The 16,523-nt window shown below is 73.5% G+C and carries 13 protein-coding genes and 3 pseudogenes; 10 read left to right on the plus strand and 6 right to left on the minus strand.

Translation table 11 applies throughout. The features are described from left to right. Window positions 1-220 precede the first annotated feature (220 nt). Entirely contained in the window at window positions 221-865 is a 645-nt protein-coding gene (locus tag IE124_RS16275; protein WP_189508462.1) for a hypothetical protein, read from the plus strand. On the opposite strand, the gene IE124_RS16280 is transcribed toward IE124_RS16275, so the two are convergent. From IE124_RS16280 to IE124_RS16300, 5 genes and pseudogenes are all read right to left on the minus strand, one after another. Continuing rightward, window positions 823-1,239 carry a hypothetical protein gene (locus IE124_RS16280; protein WP_189508463.1) on the minus strand — a complete coding sequence of 139 codons (417 nt, stop codon included), beginning with the start codon at window positions 1,237-1,239 and terminating at the stop codon, window positions 823-825. The genes IE124_RS16275 and IE124_RS16280 overlap by 43 nt on opposite strands. Before the next feature lie 140 nt (window positions 1,240-1,379). Beyond that, window positions 1,380-1,877, minus strand: a complete 498-nt coding sequence (locus IE124_RS16285) for a RidA family protein (RefSeq protein ID WP_229832499.1) — start codon at window positions 1,875-1,877, stop codon at window positions 1,380-1,382. Continuing rightward, complete coding sequence (locus IE124_RS16290; protein ID WP_189508464.1) at window positions 1,874-3,094, minus strand: MFS transporter; 1,221 nt, start codon at window positions 3,092-3,094, stop codon at window positions 1,874-1,876. The genes IE124_RS16285 and IE124_RS16290 overlap by 4 nt, the downstream gene beginning before the upstream one ends. Window positions 3,095-3,221: 127 nt before the next feature. Continuing rightward, a complete protein-coding gene (locus tag IE124_RS16295) occupies window positions 3,222-3,695 on the minus strand; it encodes an RrF2 family transcriptional regulator (protein ID WP_189508542.1) in 474 nt (157 codons plus the stop codon). A 71-nt stretch (window positions 3,696-3,766) separates the two neighbouring features. Then, window positions 3,767-5,172: pseudogene (locus IE124_RS16300) on the minus strand (aminotransferase-like domain-containing protein). A 74-nt stretch (window positions 5,173-5,246) separates the two neighbouring features. On the opposite strand from IE124_RS16300, the gene IE124_RS16305 reads away from it, so the two are divergent. From IE124_RS16305 to IE124_RS16345, 9 genes and pseudogenes are all read left to right on the plus strand, one after another. Continuing rightward, complete coding sequence (locus IE124_RS16305; protein ID WP_189508465.1) at window positions 5,247-6,059, plus strand: alpha/beta fold hydrolase; 813 nt, start codon at window positions 5,247-5,249, stop codon at window positions 6,057-6,059. 37 nt (window positions 6,060-6,096) lie between these two features. Further along, complete coding sequence (locus tag IE124_RS16310; protein ID WP_189508466.1) at window positions 6,097-6,522, plus strand: DUF7144 family membrane protein; 426 nt, start codon at window positions 6,097-6,099, stop codon at window positions 6,520-6,522. Between the two features lie 50 nt (window positions 6,523-6,572). Continuing rightward, window positions 6,573-7,052, plus strand: a complete 480-nt coding sequence (locus IE124_RS16315; RefSeq protein ID WP_189508467.1) for a hypothetical protein — start codon at window positions 6,573-6,575, stop codon at window positions 7,050-7,052. A gap of 5 nt (window positions 7,053-7,057) precedes the next feature. Then, a complete protein-coding gene (locus tag IE124_RS16320) occupies window positions 7,058-8,095 on the plus strand; it encodes an endonuclease/exonuclease/phosphatase family protein (RefSeq protein ID WP_189508468.1) in 1,038 nt (345 codons plus the stop codon). Between the two features lie 45 nt (window positions 8,096-8,140). Beyond that, the gene (locus IE124_RS16325; protein WP_189508469.1) at window positions 8,141-8,377 is read left to right on the plus strand and encodes a DUF2630 family protein; all 237 of its coding nucleotides are present in this window, start codon (window positions 8,141-8,143) and stop codon (window positions 8,375-8,377) included. A gap of 252 nt (window positions 8,378-8,629) precedes the next feature. After that, window positions 8,630-9,124: pseudogene (locus tag IE124_RS16330) on the plus strand (GtrA domain-containing protein); the annotation flags it as partial. 257 nt (window positions 9,125-9,381) lie between these two features. Further along, window positions 9,382-11,345 (plus strand): annotated as a pseudogene (locus tag IE124_RS16335) (FUSC family protein). A gap of 221 nt (window positions 11,346-11,566) precedes the next feature. Then, window positions 11,567-13,051: an APC family permease gene (locus tag IE124_RS16340; RefSeq protein WP_189508470.1), complete on the plus strand. Its 1,485-nt coding sequence runs from the start codon at window positions 11,567-11,569 to the stop codon at window positions 13,049-13,051. Window positions 13,052-13,170: 119 nt separating this feature from the next. Further along, a complete protein-coding gene (locus IE124_RS16345) occupies window positions 13,171-14,172 on the plus strand; it encodes a hypothetical protein (protein WP_189508471.1) in 1,002 nt (333 codons plus the stop codon). A gap of 39 nt (window positions 14,173-14,211) precedes the next feature. On the opposite strand, the gene IE124_RS16350 is transcribed toward IE124_RS16345, so the two are convergent. After that, window positions 14,212-16,275, minus strand: a complete 2,064-nt coding sequence (locus IE124_RS16350) for a PhoX family protein (RefSeq protein ID WP_189508472.1) — start codon at window positions 16,273-16,275, stop codon at window positions 14,212-14,214. Between the last annotated feature and the right edge of the window lie 248 nt (window positions 16,276-16,523).

The raw sequence follows: 16,523 nt of genomic DNA on the forward strand, positions 1-16,523 counted from the left end.
ACAAGAAGGAGACCACGAGCGACAGTCAGGGATCCAGCAACTGAAGACCCGCCGGAAGGGCGGACACCGCCCTCCCGGCGCACCCGGCCCGCCCGCGGGCACGGCATGCAGGCGACCGGGCTCCCCTGCCACGGAGGATGACACCGCCTCCGCCGCACGGCGGAGGCGGGCGGCCCCCGGGGGCGATGCCCCGCCCGCGTCCCGGCGGGACGCTGGACGCATGCTGAAGATCAAAGCCCTTCCCGAGGTGCCCCGTTGGGCCGTCCTCGCCGCCCACGCCGTCCCGCTCGTCACCCTCCCGTCCGGGCTGTGGCGCCTCGCGCTCGTCGCGGGGCTCCCGGTCACGCAGGACGCCGAACTCGGCGCGATGGGCTTCTGGACGTCCGCGTACGTCGTCTCCCTCAGCGTCGTCTCCGAGCTGCTGGCCTTCCTCACCCTGGGGCTCGTCCGCTCCTGGGGCGAGGTCTTCCCCGGCTGGATGCCCTTCCTCGGCGGGCGCCGGGTGAACCCGGCCGCCGCGACGGGCGCCGCCTTCGCCGGCGTGGCGGGGCTGTGCTCGATCGTCGCGTGGGGCGTGTACGCCTCGTACGCGGACCTCGGACCCGGCATCCCCGCCGGCCCGGCGCAGGACGCGCTGCTGATCGCCTGCTACACGCCCCTGCTGGCCTGGCCGGTGCTCCTCGCCGCCGTCGCGGCCTCGTACTACCGGCGCCGGACCCGGACCGCGCACTCGGGTCCGGGCCCGCGCTCGGGCTCTGGCTCGGGCTCTGGCTCTGGCTCTGGCCCGCGCTCGGGCTCTGGCTCTGGCTCTGGCTCGATCGGTCAGTACGGTGCCGGGCGGCCGGCGGCGTCCTCGTGGGTGTAGTAGAGGTAGAAGGCGCCGGCGGTGACGCCCGCCCCGACGATCAGGCCGAGGATCGACGCCGACAGGATGCTCACGTCGGACAGGCTGTAGAGGAAGCCGATCGCGATGCCCGCGAGGCCGCCCCAGGCCGCCGCGTGGAGCTCACGCGGCAGCGAGCGTCCGTAGCGGTGGATGGCGTACACCGCCCCGCCGAGCACGACCGCCGAGATCAGTCCGAGCCAGAACAGTCCCCAGGTGACCGGGGCGCCCGACTTCTGGATGAACGCCGCGTAGAAGCCGTAGATCACGCCGAGCGCGACGGGCATCGCCCAGACGGGGACCGCCCTGGCACTGCTCGCCCGCCGCCGGGCCGGTACCGCTGCGTGTGCGGCCATGGCTGGAGCTCCTTAGGTCTCGCCCCCCTGGCTCTGGCCCCCTGGGTCCCGCACCCTCCAGGGCACACCCGCGCCCGGCCCCCCGCAAGTGGATCAGAGGGAAGTCAGGTCCCTGAGGGCCGTCAGGGACCTCGGACGCATCAGATTCCCTCGCGCTCGGCCGGCCGTACGGCGACCGCGTCGATCTCGAAGAGCATGCCCGGCAGGGCGAGCGCCGCGGCCCCGCTGAGGGTCTGGGCGGGCAGCCGCTCGCCGAAGTGCGCGTGCAGGGCCTTGCCGAGGACCTCCAGCTTGGCGAGGTCGTGTTCGACGACGTACGAGCCGAGGCGGACGACGTGGGCGAGGCCGAGGCCGACGCCCTCCAGGGCGAGCCGCAGGTTGGTGAGGGAGAGCTCGACCTGGGCGGCGAAGTCCCCGGGGACGGGGGCTCCGGTGGCGTCGGAGGCGTACTGACCGCCGATGAAGACGAGCTCGCCGGGCGCCGAGACGGCATGGCTGTAGCCGAAGGGGGTGGGGTCGTGGAGCGTGCCGGGGTTGGTGATGACGCGCTGGTCGGTGGGGGCGGCGTGGGTGGCGGGGGCGACGGGGGTAGCGGGGGCGACGGGGGTAGCGGGGGCGGCGTGGTGGTTCTGGCTCATGAGTGATCGTTCCTTCCGGAGAGGGCGGCCACCGGGACGGCGGCCAGGGTGAGCGCGGCACCCGCGAGGAGTACCGCGGTGAGGTCGTACGCATCGGTCAGCAGCCCGCCGAGGAGGGCGCCGAGCGCGATGGCGAGGCAGAAGACGCTGACGTTGAGGCCGGTGGCGGCCTCGACCTCGCCGGGGGCGGCGGCCATGAACCAGGACTGGAGCGCGACCGAGACCCCGCCGTAGGCGAGCCCCCACAGGAGCAGCAGCCCGGCGGCGGCCGCCGGGGTGGTGGCGAGGAGGAGGAAGAGGAGGAGGACCGTGCCGAGCGCGGCGGCGATGACCGCGAGCGTACGGCGGGGGGAGCGGGCCGCCCGGGAGCCGGCGAGGAAGTTCCCGGCGACGCCCGCGAGGCCGTAGCCGAGGAGCAGGGCGCCGAGGAGCGCCTCGGGGACCCGGGCGTGGCCGGTGAGCAGCGGGCGGACGAAGGAGTACGCGAGGAAGTGGCCGGTCACGAGGGCGAGGGTGAGCAGTAGCCCGGCCCGGACGCGACGGTTGCGGCGGGGCAGCGCGGCGAGCGAGCCGAGCCCCGTGGCGCGGGACTCAGGTGCTCCCGCGCCCCGTCCCGGGAGGCGGGGAAGCAGGTCCAGGAGGGCCGCCGCGGCGAGCAGGGAGAGGAGACCGGCGGCGGCGAACGCCCAGCGCCAGCCGAGCCGTTCGGCGAGGACGGTCGCGGCGGGGACGCCGAGGACCGAGGCGGCCGAGACCCCGCCGAAGACCACGGCGGTGGCCCGTCCCACGGCGTCGGGGGCCACGAGCCGGGGCGCGAGGCCGCCGGCGAGCGCCCAGAAGCCGCCGATGGCGAGGCCGAGGAGGACGCGGGCGGCGAGGACGACCGCGAGGTGTCCCGCGACCGCCGACGCGAGGTTGGCGGCGGCGGCGAGGAGCATGAGCCCGACGAGGAGCGTCCGGCGGTCGGCGCCGGCGGCCCGGACGGCGACGAGGGGCGCGGCGACGGCGGCGACGAGGCCGGGCACGGTCACCATGAGGGCCGCGGCGCCCTCGCTGACGGACAGGTCGGCGGCGGCCGGGGTGAGCAGTCCGACCGGCAGGAGTTCGGCGGTCATGACGGTGAAGATGCCGAGCGTGACGGCGGTGACGGCGGGCCGCCCGGAGGGCCGGCGCGTGATGCCGCCCGGACCCTGTTCTCCAATCTGGATATCTAACATCCAGAATTACCCCCTTCACATGCCCTCCCCGGAGGGAGGGCGGTCGTTTCGGACACGGGTCGCGCCGGTCGCGCCGGTCGCGCCGGTCGTGTCACACGCGCCGGTCGCGTCACACGCTCCGGTCGCGTCAGACGTTGGCGAACCAGTGGCGGATCCGGTCGGGCGCGGCCGGCGCCTGGAGCTCCGCCCGCTCCCGGACGTCGTCCAGGGTCTGGGCCATGAGCGCACGTCGCCAGGCCAGTTCGGCCCGGCCCATGGCACCGGCGATGGCGCACTCGGCGGCGTACGACCCCGGCGCTCCCGCCCCCGGCCCCTGCTGCCGGATCTCGGCGCAGCGGAAGGCCTCTTCAGGGCCTTCGACGGCGGCGACGACGTCCATGAGCGTGATCCGGTCCAGGCCGCGCGCCAGCCGGAAGCCACCCTTCGGCCCGGAGACCGAGGTGACGATCCCGGCCCGGGCGAGCGCCTGGAGCTGCTTGGTGAGGTACGGGGCCGGCAGCTCGTGATAGGCCGCGAGACGCGCGGCGGTGACCGCCCGCTCCGACCCGATCCAGGCCAGGTTCAGGCAGCTGTGCAGTGCCCATTCCACGCCTTCGCTCATCCTCATGATTCAGGACTCTACATATCTCGAATAAGGGATGCAAGGAGGTCCCGAGGCCCTCGCACACGCCCTCACGCGCCTTCGCCGGCCAGAGCCGCGAGGCGGGCCAGCGCCCCGTCCAGGACCTCGCGGGGCGGTGACGCGAGGCCCACCCTGATCGCGTCCGGGGCCGTGCCCGCGCCGACTGCGAAGGCGCTCCCGGGCGTGACCGCGACGCCCGCGCGCGCGGCCGCCGCGGCCGTGAAGGTCTCCGCCCGCCAGGGCGCGGGCAGCTCCCACCAGCAGTAGTAGGCGTGCGGGGAGGTCCGGACCGCGTACCCGCCGAGCCGCCGCCTGACCAGGGCGTGCCGGGCCGCCGTGTCCGCGCGCTTGGCGGCGACGACCTCCGCGACCGTGCCGTCCCCGGCCCAGCGGGTGGCCGCCGCGAGCGCGAGCCCGCCCGCCGTCCAGGCCCCGGAGCGCAGGGCCTCCGCCACCGCCGGGCGCATCCGCCCGGGGACGACGAGATAGCCGACGGTCAGCCCGGGGGCGAGCCGCTTGGAGAGGCTGTCCACGAGCAGGACCCGCTCGGGGGCGAAGGCGGCGAGCGGCGGGGGCGCGGCGCCCGGCCCGGCGCCCGGTGCGAGGAACGCCCAGGTCGTGTCCTCGACCGCGGTCAGGTCCAGGCTGCGCAGCAGCTCGGCCAGTTCGGCCCGCCGGGGCCCGCTCATGGTCGTGGCGAGGGGGTTGTGGAGGGTCGGCTGGAGATAGACCGCGGCCAGCGGGTTCGCCCGGTGGGCCGCCACGAGCGCCTCCGGCCGTATCCCGCCCCCATGTCCGCCCCATTCCCATGCCCGTCCCCGCGCCCATGCCCGTCCCTGCCCCCGCGCCCGTCCAGGGCGAGCGGCACCAGGCGTATGCCGAGCCGTTCGGCCACGGCCTTGACCAGCGGATACGTGAGCGCCTCGACGCCCAGCCGGCCGCCGGGCGGGACGAGGGCGGAGAGCGCGGCGGCGATGGCCTGCCGGCCGTTCCCCGCGAAGAGGACGGCCTCGGGGTCCGGCGCCCAGCCGGGCCGGGTGAGGACGGACACCGCCGCCTCCCGCGCCTCCGGGGTGCCGGCCGCGGCGGCCGGGCCCGAGACGGCCTCGGCCAGCACGTCGGGCCGGGCGAGCGCCGCGAGCGCGCGGCCCATCAGCCCCGACTGCCCTTCCGCGACCGGGTAGTTGAGCTGGAGGTCGACCGGAGCGGCCCCGGTCGCCTCGGCGAGCGCGGGCCCCGGCAGCGGCGGCGCGGCCCGCACGAAGGTGCCGCGCCCGACCTCGCCGACGACCAGACCCCGGCGGGCCAGCTCGCCGTAGACCCGGATGGCCGTCGAGTTCGCGATCCGGTGGCGGCGGGCGAACACCCGCTGCGGCGGCAGCCGGTCACCGGGCGTCAGCCGCCCGTCCCGTACGGCGGCCTCGACGCGGTCCGCGATCCTCCGGTACTCCTCCATCCGGAACTCCTCTCATTGCACCGAGAGCAAAGATCTCATTGCACCGAGCTCGCGCCGCTGCCTAGCCTGCCGACATGCGCTTCACCGACACCGCCACCACCCGCGTCTACTTCGAGGACCGGGGCAGCGGCCCCGCGCTCCTCCTCGTCCACGGCCACCCCTTCGACCACACCATGTGGCAGCACCAGATCGACCGCTTCTCGCTCACGCACCGGGTGATCGTCCCCGACCTGCGCGGCTACGGCATCACCCCGCTCGGCGCGACGGAGCTCACCGGGTTCACCGACCTCGGCGACTTCGCCGAGGACCTCGTCGCCCTCCTCGACGACCTGGGGATCGAGGAGGCCGTCGTCGCGGGCCTCTCCATGGGCGGCCAGATCGCCATGGAGCTGCACCGCCGCCACCCTGAGCGCGTCCGGGGCCTCGTCCTCGCCGACACCTTCCCCGCCGCCGAGACCGAGGAGGGCAGGGCTGCGCGGAACGCCATGGCCGACCGGCTGCTCGCCGGCGGGGCGGACGCGATGCAGGAGTACGCGGACGAGGTACTGGACCGGATGGTCGCCCCGTACAACACCCATGCCGCGCCGCACGTCCACCGCATGATGTGCGCGACCGACCCCGCGGGGGCCGCCGCCGCGCTGCGCGGCAGGGCCGAGCGGCCCGACTACCGCGAGTCGCTCACCACCGTCGCCGTCCCCGCGCTCGTCGTGGTCGGACGGGACGACACGTACACACCGGTCGAGGACGCGGAGGAGATGCACGCGCTGCTGCCGCACTCCACGCTCGCCGTGATCGAACGGGCCGCGCACCTGCCCAACCTGGAGCGGCCCGAGGAGTTCGACTCCGTACTGGACTCCTACCTCCGCTCACTCGTTCGGCCCAGCTGAAAGTTCGCGATCGTACGAACGCTCCGACGATGGGGTCATGAGCCAGAACACCGCACCCCGCAAGCCGAGCACCTCCGGCGCCTGGGCCTCCGGCGGCACCCTGTTCGCCGGTGTCCTGATGCTGGTCACCGGATTCATGGACATCTTCCAGGGCATCGCCGGGATCGCCGAGGACGACGTCTACACCCGGGTCGGCGACTACGTCTTCAAGTTCAACCTCACGACCTGGGGCTGGATCCACCTGATCCTCGGTGTCATCCTCGCCGTCGCCGGCTACGGCATCCTCAAGGGCGCCGAGTGGGGACGGGTCGCCGGTATCGCGCTGGCCTCCCTCAACGTCCTCTTCCAGTTCCTCTTCCTGCCGTACCAGCCGTGGTGGGCGCTCTTCAACATGGCCATCTCGATCTTCGTGATCTGGGCGCTCGCCACGGACAAGGCCTACGGCACGGACGAGAAGTTCTGAGGCGGCTGCGCATGAGCCGCCCCGGACAACCCACGAGCTCCACGAGCCCCATGAGCTCTACGCGACCCACGCGACCCACGCGACCCACGAGACCCACGAGACCCATCGGAATCGCGCTCGCCCTCGCCGCCACGACCGCCCTCGCCCTCACCGTCACCGGCTGCGACACCGTCGCGGACACGGCCGGCGACATCGTCTCCTCCGCCACGGCCGCCGTCGCCTCGGCGGCCCAGGACAAGATGAACGAGGTCAAGGACGGGGTGAACGCCACGGCCGACGTGAAGGCGGGCGGGACGAGCAGCGACGGGGACCGCACGGTCGCCGAGATCACCGCGACCAACCCCAAGGAGCAGAACGCCGACTACACGATCATGGTCAACTTCCGTGACGACAGCGGGAACCTCCTCGACGCGGTCGTCCTGAACATCAACGGCGTCGAGCCCGGAGCCTCCAAGTCGGGTACGGCACGCAGCAATCGGACGCTCTCCGGCGCCACTACGGCGGAGATCGCCCAGGCTTTGCGACACTGAAGGGCGTGGACCGAGCCCCTGTCGCCATAGCCGCACCCGTGACGAGCACCGCCGCCCCGGAGGCCCCCGAACCGCCGCCCCTGCGGCCCAGGCACCGCCTCACCGCCTGGGCCGCGGGGCTGCTCCTGATCGTGCCCGCGGTGATCAGCGCCTGCCGCTTCCTCGACACGGACGGGATCACCCCCGTACCGCAGCTGCTCTCCCTGCTGCCCTGGCTCGCGGTGCCCGCCGGACTCGGGGTGCTCCTGGCGGCCGTCGCCCGGCGCCGGGCGCTCACCTTCCTCGCCGTCCTCGTCCTCGGCGCGGTCGGCTGGAGCTCCCTGCCCTACATGCCACAGCTCGTCACCTCGTACGGGCTGCCGCTGGCGAAGATCCGGGTGCTCGCCGCCAACGTGGAGTTCGGCCAGGGCACACGGGCGCTGATCGACACGGTCGGGCGCGAGCGCCCCCAGCTGGTGTTCGTCTCCGAGTGCGACCGCGCCTGCGGACGCGCCCTGACCACGGCCTTCGCCGCCGAACTCCCCCACCACACCTCGGTGGACGCCGAGGGCTCCGTCGGCTCCGTCCTCCTCAGCGCCTACCCGCTCACCGACGAGGGGGTCATTCCCGCGGTGATGGGGATGCCGGGCGCCACGACGAGGATCGCCGGGAAGTCCGTACGCCTCCAACTCGCCCACCCGCTGCCGCCGCTGCCGGGCCAGATCGACCCGTGGAAGCGGGAGCTCGGCCGGATCGAGGACGAGGCCGCCGCCCGGCGCCGCGCCGGGCCGCTGATCATGGCCGGGGACTTCAACGCCTCCCAGGACCACTCTGCCTTCCGCGCGATCCTCGGCGCGGGCAGTCTCCAGGACGCCGCCCGGCTGGCGCGCACCAGCCGCACCCCCACCTGGCCCGCGGAGGGCCCCCTGCCGCTGTTCGTCCAGATCGACCACGTCCTGGTCAGCGACGACTTCAGCGTCCGGAGCATCCGTTTCCTCGATGTCGACGGCTCCGACCACCGGGCCGTCCTCACCGATCTCGACCTGCGCGGAGAGCCGCGCTGAGCTCTCGACCTGCGCGCGGGACGCTGATCGGCCACGCTTGAAGATATGGACAACGAGGAGATCCTGGGCGACATCGGCGCCCTCGTCGAGGAGGAACGCGCGCTGCGCACGCGCACGGGCGGTCTCCTCCCGGAGGAACGCGCCCGCCTCGCCGACCTGGAGGTCAGGCTCGACCAGTGCTGGGACCTGCTGCGCCAGCGCCGCGCGAAGAGCGAATTCGGCGAGGACCCTGACACGGCCGCCCTCCGCCCGGCCTCGGAGGTCGAGTCCTACCGCAACTGACCGCGCTCCCCTCACCCACGCCGCGCTCGAGCACGAATCGTGCGTCTCTCCAGCCGCCGACCCGAGGATGAGGCACTCCGTCGCACCCGGACACCACTGACGCCACCCATGGCGCCATTGGTGCCAAACATGCCTGGCAATGGCACCACCCATGTGCCATCATGGCGCCATCGATGACGCGCACCCTGCTGCCCACAGGCGGGCGGGTGCGCGTCTCGCGGAGCGAGCCAGCAGAGGGGTCGGGGGCGGATCATGGAGACAGCACAGAGCCGGCGGCACACGGCACCCGGCGCCTTCACCGCGTTCGCCCGCTTCGTGTTCTGCGGCGGCGGGGTGGGCATCGCCTCCAGCTTCGCCGTGACGGGCCTCGCCTCCTGGATCCCCTGGTTACTGGCCAACGCCCTGACGGCCGTGGCCTCCACGCTCCTCTCCACCGAGCTGCACGCCCGCTTCACCTTCGGCGCGGGCGGCCGCGCCACCTGGCGCCAGCACACGCAGTCGGCCGGTTCCGCGGCCGCCGCCTATGTGGTGACCTGCGGCGCGATGCTGCTCCTCCAGCACCTGGTGACGGCGCCGAGCGTGACGCTCGAACAGGTCGTCTACCTGACCGCCTCGGCACTGGCCGGCGCCGCGCGGTTCGCGGTGCTGCGCCTGGTCGTCTTCACGAGGACCCGCGCGCGGACCACGACGACGACAGCGACAGCGACACCGACACCGACACCGACGGCAACGGCAACGGCAACGGCAACGGCGACGGCGACGGCGACGGCGATCCCGGCACCGACCACCACCCGCCCCGCTGCCCTTCCCCACCCCGCTGCCACAACCCGCCCCGCTGCCCTTCCCCGCCCCGCCGCCACAACCCGCCCCGCCGCCACCGCCCATGACACCCGCATCCCCCGCCCCGCACCCCCGGCCGCCCGCACCGACCTCTGCCGCGCCGCCTGACCGCGCCGCCGCACCAAGCCCCCGTCCCCCGCACACCCCGACGTAAGTTGGGGACCATGGCACGCCCCGCTCGGCCCGCACGGCTCTCCCCGCCCGCCTGGCTCACGGCCGGGCTCCGGCCCGCCCCCACCCCCATCCCCTGGGCCGCCGTCGTCCGCGCGTCCGTCGCGCTCTCCGCCCCGCTCGCGGTCGGACTCGCCACCGGGCAGCCCGCCTACGGCGCCCTCGTCTCCATGGGCGCCCTCTCCGGAGTCATCGGCGACACCGCCGACGCCTACCGGATGCGGATCTACAACATCGCCGTGCCGCAGCTCTTCGGCGCCCTCGGCGTCACCCTCGGCACCCTCGTGTTCGGCCACGGCTGGCTCGCCGTCGCCGTCCTCACCCTCGTCGCGCTCGTCTCCGGAATGATCTCGTCGATCGGCGCCGTCGCCTCCGTGTCGGGCCTGCTGCTGCTCCTCAACTGCGTGGTCGGCGCGGGCCTCCCCATGCCGGATCCCTGGTGGAAAGCGCCCCTGCTCCTCGGCGTCGGCGGCCTCTTCGTCCTCCTCCTCACCCTCCTCGGCTGGCCCCTGCGCCGCGCCGCCCCCGAACGCGCCGCCGTCGCCGCCACCTACCGGGCCCTCGCCGAGCTGTACGAGGTCACCGGAACCACCACCGCCTACGACGAGCAGCGGCAGGCCGTCACCGCCTCCCTCAACCAGTCATACGACCTGGTCCTCGCCCGCCGCACCCGCCAGCACGGCCGCGCACCCCACCTCGTCAGGCTGCTCTCCCAGCTCAACGTCCTCGTCCCCCTCCTCGAAGCCGCCCCCGCCGCCCATCTCCGCGCCCGGCTCGTCGGCCCGCTGTCGCCCGCGATCCCCGCCGCCGTACGCGAACTCGCCGACGCCGTCGAGGAAGGCCGCACCGGGACACCCGTACTCGATCTGCCGACCCCCGAACGGCCCGCCGAGAAGGCCGTCGACCACGCCCTGCGCCACGCGGCGGCCGTCGTCCACAAAGCCGAGCCCGACCCTTACAACGTCGACGACCGCCTCGGCCGCCCCGCCGCGCTCCGCGTCCGGGTCCGCCGGGCCTCCCGTGACGTCATGCTCTCCGAGGCGTCCTGGCGGTACGGGCTGCGCCTCGCGCTCTGCATCGGCCTCGCCCAGGCCCTCGTCTCGCTGATCGCCGTCCCCCGCTCGTACTGGGTCGCGCTCACCGTCACCTTCGTCATGAAGCCCGACTTCGGCTCGGTCTTCTCCCGGGCCGTGCTCCGCGCCTTCGGCACCGCCGCCGGCCTCGTCCTCGCCGCCCTCGTCCTCGCCGAGGTGCCAGAGGATGGTGGGACGTGCCCGTGATGATGGTGCTCGCGGCCCTCATCCCGGCCTTCTCGGCGAAGGGGTACGCCTTCCAGACCGCGGCCATCACCCCCGTCATCCTGCTGCTGTCCGACACCCTCAACCAGCAGGGCTTCGACCTCGTCCTGCCCCGCCTCTACGACTCGCTCATCGGCTGCGCGATCGCCCTGGTCGCCGGCTATCTCCTCTGGCCCGAGTCCTGGCACACCCGCATCGGGGACCGCCTCGCGGACGCGGTCGCCGACGCCGCCGCGTACGTGGAGACCGCCTTCGCCCCCGCCCGCCCGCAGCACCACGCGACCGAGCGGCACCGGGCCCGGCGGAAGCTCTACCGGGACCTGTCGACCGTCCGCTCCGAGTTCCAGCGCGCGCTGACCGAACCGCCGCCCACCGGCCCCCTGGCCGCCGCCTGGTGGCCGCTCGTCGTCGCCGTCGAGCGGATCGTCGACGCGACGACCGCGGCCCGGATCCGCGTCGACCACGGCGCCCCGGTCCCGGACGCGTCCGAGGTCGCCGCGGTGGAGCGGGAACTGCGCGAACTGTCCGAAGGACTGCGGTCCTCGGAGACGCTCGTGGAGGTCCACACCGAACTCCCCGGCGACGAGAGCGGAGTCCTCGCCCCGCTCCGCCAGGAGGTCCGCGCGGCCCGCGCCATCGCCGGTCCCGACCTGCGGTAAACCTCTCCCGAGGGGCGTACGGGAGAACTTACCGGCGGTCACGGAGCGGAACCCTCCCCACTGCCGTTACCGAACCCCATCCGGGCGACTACGATGCGCTCGATTCCCCGAGATCCGGGGAGCGCCAAAGTCGCCAGAGCCAATCCGCCGAGTCGCTCAACCGGCCCCGGCGGGCGGGCCACTTCGCCCAGCCTCACCCCCCGCGCCCCGAGGACTCCGCCATGCGCACCACCCCCCACAGCAGAGGGCTCCAGCCCAATGTCCTCGGCACCTTCGACACGATCGTGATGGCCGTGGCGGGCAGCGCGCCCGCCTACTCGCTCGCCGCGACCACCGCCGTCCTCTTCGGCGCGGTCGGCTTCGCCGGACCCGCCGCCCTGCTCTACTGCGCGATACCGATGCTCGGCATCGTCCTCGCCTACGCCCGCCTCGGCCGCATCGACGTCAACGCCGGCGCCGGCTACTCCTGGGTGGGCCGCACACTCCACCCCTTCCTCGGCTTCCTCTCCGGCTGGGCGCTCGTCATCGCCGCCACCGTCTTCATGGTGGCCGGCTCGCTGCCCGCAGGCTCCCTCACGCTCTCCCTGATCGACCCGGACCTGGCGAACCACACCCCGCTCGCGGCGGCCGTCGGCGCCGGCTGGTTCCTGATGATGCTGCTCGTCGTCCTGGGCGGCGCCCGGCTGACCGTCCGGGCCCAACTGGTCATGTCGGGCGTCGAGATGCTGATCCTCATCGGCTTCGTCCTCGCGGCCGTCCTGCACCGGGGGCACGCGACCGCCTTCGACTGGTCCTGGTTCGGCCTCGGCCAGTTCGACGGCCCCCAGGGCTTCGCGGCCGGCGCCCTCATCGCGGCCTTCTACTACTGGGGCTGGGACGTCACCAGCAACCTCAGCGAGGAGACCAGGAACAGCCGACGTACGGCGGGGCTCGCCGCACTCGTCGGCGTCGGCTTCGTCTTCGTCCTCTTCGAGGCCTTCACCGTCGCCGTGAACGTCCTGCTGACCGCCGACGAGATCCGCACGGCGGGACCCAACGTCCTCGCCGTCCTCGGCCAGGAGATCTGGCCGGGCGTCGGCGGGAAACTCCTCGTCGTGGCCGTCGTCCTGTCGACCGTCGCCACCCTGGAGACCACCCTCCTCCAGGTCACCCGCTCCCTCTTCGCGATGGGCCGCGACCGGACCCTGCCCGCCGCGCTCGGCACCGTGCACCGCCGCTGGAACACCCCGTGGGTGGCGATCGCCGCGGTCGGCGGCGCCGCGCTCCTCATGTTCGCCGCCGCCGCGGCCGCCGGCTCCGTCCAGCGGATCCTCAGCGACGCCGTCGCCGCGATCGGTCTCCAGATCGCGTTCTACTACGGACTCGCGGGCATCGCCGCCGTCGTCGCGTACAAGTCGCTCCTGCTGCGCTCCGTACGGAACCTGCTCCTCGGCGGCGTGTGGCCGCTGCTCGGCTCCGGCTTCATGCTCTGGTGCTTCGTCGAGTCCCTGGGCGAGCTCTCGACCACGGCCCTCACCATCGGCCTCGGCGGACTGCTCGTCGGCGTCGTCCCGCTGCTCGTGTACTGGCGCAAGGGCAGCGACTACTACCGCCACCCGGCCCGCCTGGACGCCGTCCGCGCGCTCGCCGCCACGCAGGACGCGGGCCCGTCGACGCCGAACGCCCGCAGGGGCACACACGACAAGAGCTACGCCACGGACTTCTGACAGGACGCACGAGACAGAGCACCCGACAACACCATCCACACCCTGCGACACCGTCAACACCCCGCAAGACCCCGCAAGACCCCGCATCATCCATCGGCAGCCGAACCGAAGGAGGCCCCATGGCCGTCGTACGCCGCCGCTCCACGCGCTCGGCACGCCAGGCGCGGGCGGAGCGCTTCGCGCCCGACTTCGACCCGGACTTCGGCGACCGCCCGCTCACGGAGGCGCGGCACGACATCGTGATCGGCCGCTGGCAGGGAGTCCGTGACCTGCTCGCCGCCACGGGCGACGACTGGGCGCGCCGCACGCACCGGCTGCGGCTCCTCTCGCACGCCGCCGCCGGCAGCTCCACGGTCGAGACCTGGCGGGCGGCCGAGCCCGGCAACCCGGACGCGGCCGTGCTGCGGGCGGCGACCGAGGTCGTGCGGGTCTTCGACGCGGCCATCGCGGCCGGCCGGGGCGCCGCGGTCGAGCGGGGCCGGATCGACGCCGCGGTCGACGCCTGCCGGGGCGCGGCGGAGGCCGCGCCGGCCGACCCGATGCCGTGGGTGTCGCTGCTGTCGGTGGCGAGGCTGTACGAGGGAGGGGTGGCGCGTCGCGAACTGCGGCACTGGTTCGACGAGTTGCGGCGCCGCGACCCGTACAACACCGAGGGGCACATCCAGGTGCTGCGCTACTGGTCGGCGCGGTGGCACGGCACGCACGGCAGCATGTACGACTTCGCGCGCGACGCGGCGGGCGTGGCACCGCCCGGCTCGCCGCTGCCGGTACTCGTGCAGGTGGCCCGGGTGGAGGAGTACCGGTACATCGCGGACGGGGCACTGGGCAGGGGGCCGGTACGGGGCTTCGACCAGCACTGGAAGCACGAGCTGGCGGTGACGGAGCTGCGCCGCACGTACGCGCGGTGGATCGGCGGCAGGGACCCGGAGCGCCCGGTGGCGCCGGAAGAGGTGGGCGACCTCAACTTCCTCACACACGCGGCCTGTTACGCGGGTCAGGTGGAGATCGCCAGGGTGCTCCTTGGAATGCTGGGCGCCCGGGCGGCGTGGGTGCCGTGGGCGTACACGGGGGACCCGGAGGAGCAGTTCACGAGATTCAGGGAGGGCCTGGGGGTGGAGTGAGGCCATCGGCCGTCACCCCACCCCGGCCCCTGGCCGGCGTCAGACGCCGATGTCGCGGCCGTCCGTACGCCAGACGGAGACGACGGCCGGGCGGACGATCTTGCCGGGTCCATCGGGCCACTGAGACTTCGGGTTCTCGACGGAGGCTCCGTCGAGCTCGCCCGGGTGCTGGACCGCGACCAGGACGCGGCGGTCCTGGATGATCGGGCCGCAGGTCTCGGCGCCCTTGGGCACGGTCAGGAACTGCTTCAGCTCACCGCGCCGCTCGCCCTGCGTGGCGACGCCGAAGAGGCCGTCGTGCGAGCCGAGCTGGTTGCCGTCGGTGGAGATCCACAGGTTGCCGTGCGGGTCGAAGGCCACGTTGTCCGGGCAGGAGATCGGGGAGACCTTCTCCTTCGGGAAGCCGGCGAAGTAGGTCGCGGGGTCGTTCGGGTCGCCGGCGACGAGGAAGAGCCGCCAGGCGAACCCGTCGGAGGCCGGGTCGTCCCAGTGCTCGGCGAGCTCCAGGATCTGCCCGTGCTTGTTGAGGTTGCGCGGGTTGGCCTCGTCAGCAGGGGCGTAACCGGCCTTGCCGCGGTTGGAGTTGTTGGTGAGCGCCACGTACACCCGGCCGCTGCGCGGCGAGGGCTCGACGTCCTCGGGGCGGTCCATCTTGGTGGCGCCGACCTTGTCACCGGCGAGGCGGGTGAAGACGAAGACCTCGTCCGCGGTCATGCCGGGCACGTGCGAGACGGCGCCGTCGGGGCCGGCCGTGGCGAGCGGGATCCACTGGCCCGAGCCGTCGAACTCGCCGTCGTTCGGGAGCTTGCCGGTGCCGTCGATCTGGGCGGCCGGGGAGTCGCCGGTCAGCTTGGCGACGTAGAGGGTGCCCTCGTCGAGAAGCGTGAGGTTGTGCTCACGGGCGCTCCGGGACCCTCCCTTCTTCATCCGCTTGCTGGAGACGAACTTGTAGAAGTAGTCGAAGCGCTCGTCGTCGCCCATGTAGACGACGGGACGGCCGTCCTCGGTGAGACGGGGCTGCGCGGCCTCGTGCTTGAAGCGGCCGAGGGCGGTGCGCTTGCGGGGCGTGGAGTCGGGGTCGTACGGGTCGAGCTCGACGACCCAGCCCTGGCGGTGCACCTCGTTCGGCTCCTGGCGGAGGTCGAACCGCTTGTCGAACCGCTCCCACTTGCGCTCGGAGGCGCCGGTGCCGACCCCGTACCGCTTGTCGGTGGCGGAGCTTCCGTAGGCGAAGTACTGGTTGAAGTTCTCCTCGCCGTGGAGGGTGGTGCCCCACGGGGTGGTGCCGCCGGCGCAGTTGTTGAGCGTGCCGAGGACGGTACGACCCTCGGGGTCGGCGGAGGTCTTGAGGAGGTCGCTGCCGGCGGCGGGGCCGGCGACCTCGAACTCGCTGGTGGTGTGGAGCCGCCGGTTGAGGTGGTGGCGGGTGACGGGCGTCAGCTTGCCGGAGCGGTGCTCCTCCTGGACGACGACGACCGAGAGGCCGTGCGCGGCCCAGGCGATCTCGACCTGCTCGCGGGTCGGGTTCTCGGAGTCGTAACCCCGGAACATGAGCACCTCGTCGGTGTACTCGTGGTTGGCCACGAGGACCTGCCGGTGGTGCTCGCCCCGGAGCGGCAGCAGGGAGAGGAAGTCGTTGTTGTAGCCGAACTGGCCGGCCTGCGCCTTCGCCGTCTGCTTCTCGGAGTCGAAGGCGGGCGTGCCGCGGAGGATGGGCTCGCCCCACCGGATGACCACGTTCTGGGCGTAGCCGGCGGGGACGGTGACCTGGTCGGCGGTGTTGGGCGCGACGGCGGCGAAGCGGAGCCCGCGGGCACCGTCGACCTTGCCGGGCTTGCCGGGCTTGCCCGGACGCGCGACGGCCTCGGGGGCACCACCCAGGACGACGGCGCCGCCGGCGGCGGAGGCGACGGTCACGACGGCGGCGGCACGGAGGGCCGAACGGCGGGAGAGCACACCGGCTATGACGTCGCCGACGTACTCGTTGTCGCTGGTGTTGGGCACCTCGTGGAAGCAGGCGTCACCACACCGGAACCGGCAGGTGAGAGCGGAACGGCCGCCTCCGTGGGGGTTCGTGCTCAGGAGCGGCAGCAGTTTGCGCACTTCGTCCTCCTCCGGCGCACACTGCGCCGACATGGTGTCGGGAATCCTTCGGCGGCGACGCTATGTGCGCACATCTGCACAGGGGCGGCGCCGGAGTGAACGCCGAATGAATGCGCGGCAACCGGAGGCGACCGGGTCACGGAGGAGGGAGGGGGTGGCCGCTAACCTTACGTGTCCGCCCTGGCCAGGGATGAACGTCCCGAAACGCCCAGTACGGACATTCACACTGCACCCACTCATGCGAAAGG

Source organism: Streptomyces narbonensis (genome assembly GCF_014649015.1).
In the GTDB taxonomy this organism is placed as follows: Bacteria; Actinomycetota; Actinomycetes; order Streptomycetales; family Streptomycetaceae; genus Streptomyces; species Streptomyces narbonensis.

Bases quoted from the DNA above. Each gene is read 5' to 3' on its own strand.
- IE124_RS16275 (WP_189508462.1), top strand. From the start codon at position 221: ATGCTGAAGATCAAAGCCCTTCCCGAGGTGCCCCGTTGGGCCGTCCTC.
- IE124_RS16280 (WP_189508463.1), bottom strand. From the start codon at position 1,239: ATGGCCGCACACGCAGCGGTACCGGCCCGGCGGCGGGCGAGCAGTGCC.
- IE124_RS16285 (WP_229832499.1), bottom strand. From the start codon at position 1,877: ATGAGCCAGAACCACCACGCCGCCCCCGCTACCCCCGTCGCCCCCGCT.
- IE124_RS16290 (WP_189508464.1), bottom strand. From the start codon at position 3,094: ATGTTAGATATCCAGATTGGAGAACAGGGTCCGGGCGGCATCACGCGC.
- IE124_RS16295 (WP_189508542.1), bottom strand. From the start codon at position 3,695: ATGAGCGAAGGCGTGGAATGGGCACTGCACAGCTGCCTGAACCTGGCC.
- IE124_RS16305 (WP_189508465.1), top strand. From the start codon at position 5,247: ATGCGCTTCACCGACACCGCCACCACCCGCGTCTACTTCGAGGACCGG.
- IE124_RS16310 (WP_189508466.1), top strand. From the start codon at position 6,097: ATGAGCCAGAACACCGCACCCCGCAAGCCGAGCACCTCCGGCGCCTGG.
- IE124_RS16315 (WP_189508467.1), top strand. From the start codon at position 6,573: ATGAGCTCTACGCGACCCACGCGACCCACGCGACCCACGAGACCCACG.
- IE124_RS16325 (WP_189508469.1), top strand. From the start codon at position 8,141: ATGGACAACGAGGAGATCCTGGGCGACATCGGCGCCCTCGTCGAGGAG.
- IE124_RS16340 (WP_189508470.1), top strand. From the start codon at position 11,567: ATGCGCACCACCCCCCACAGCAGAGGGCTCCAGCCCAATGTCCTCGGC.
- IE124_RS16345 (WP_189508471.1), top strand. From the start codon at position 13,171: ATGGCCGTCGTACGCCGCCGCTCCACGCGCTCGGCACGCCAGGCGCGG.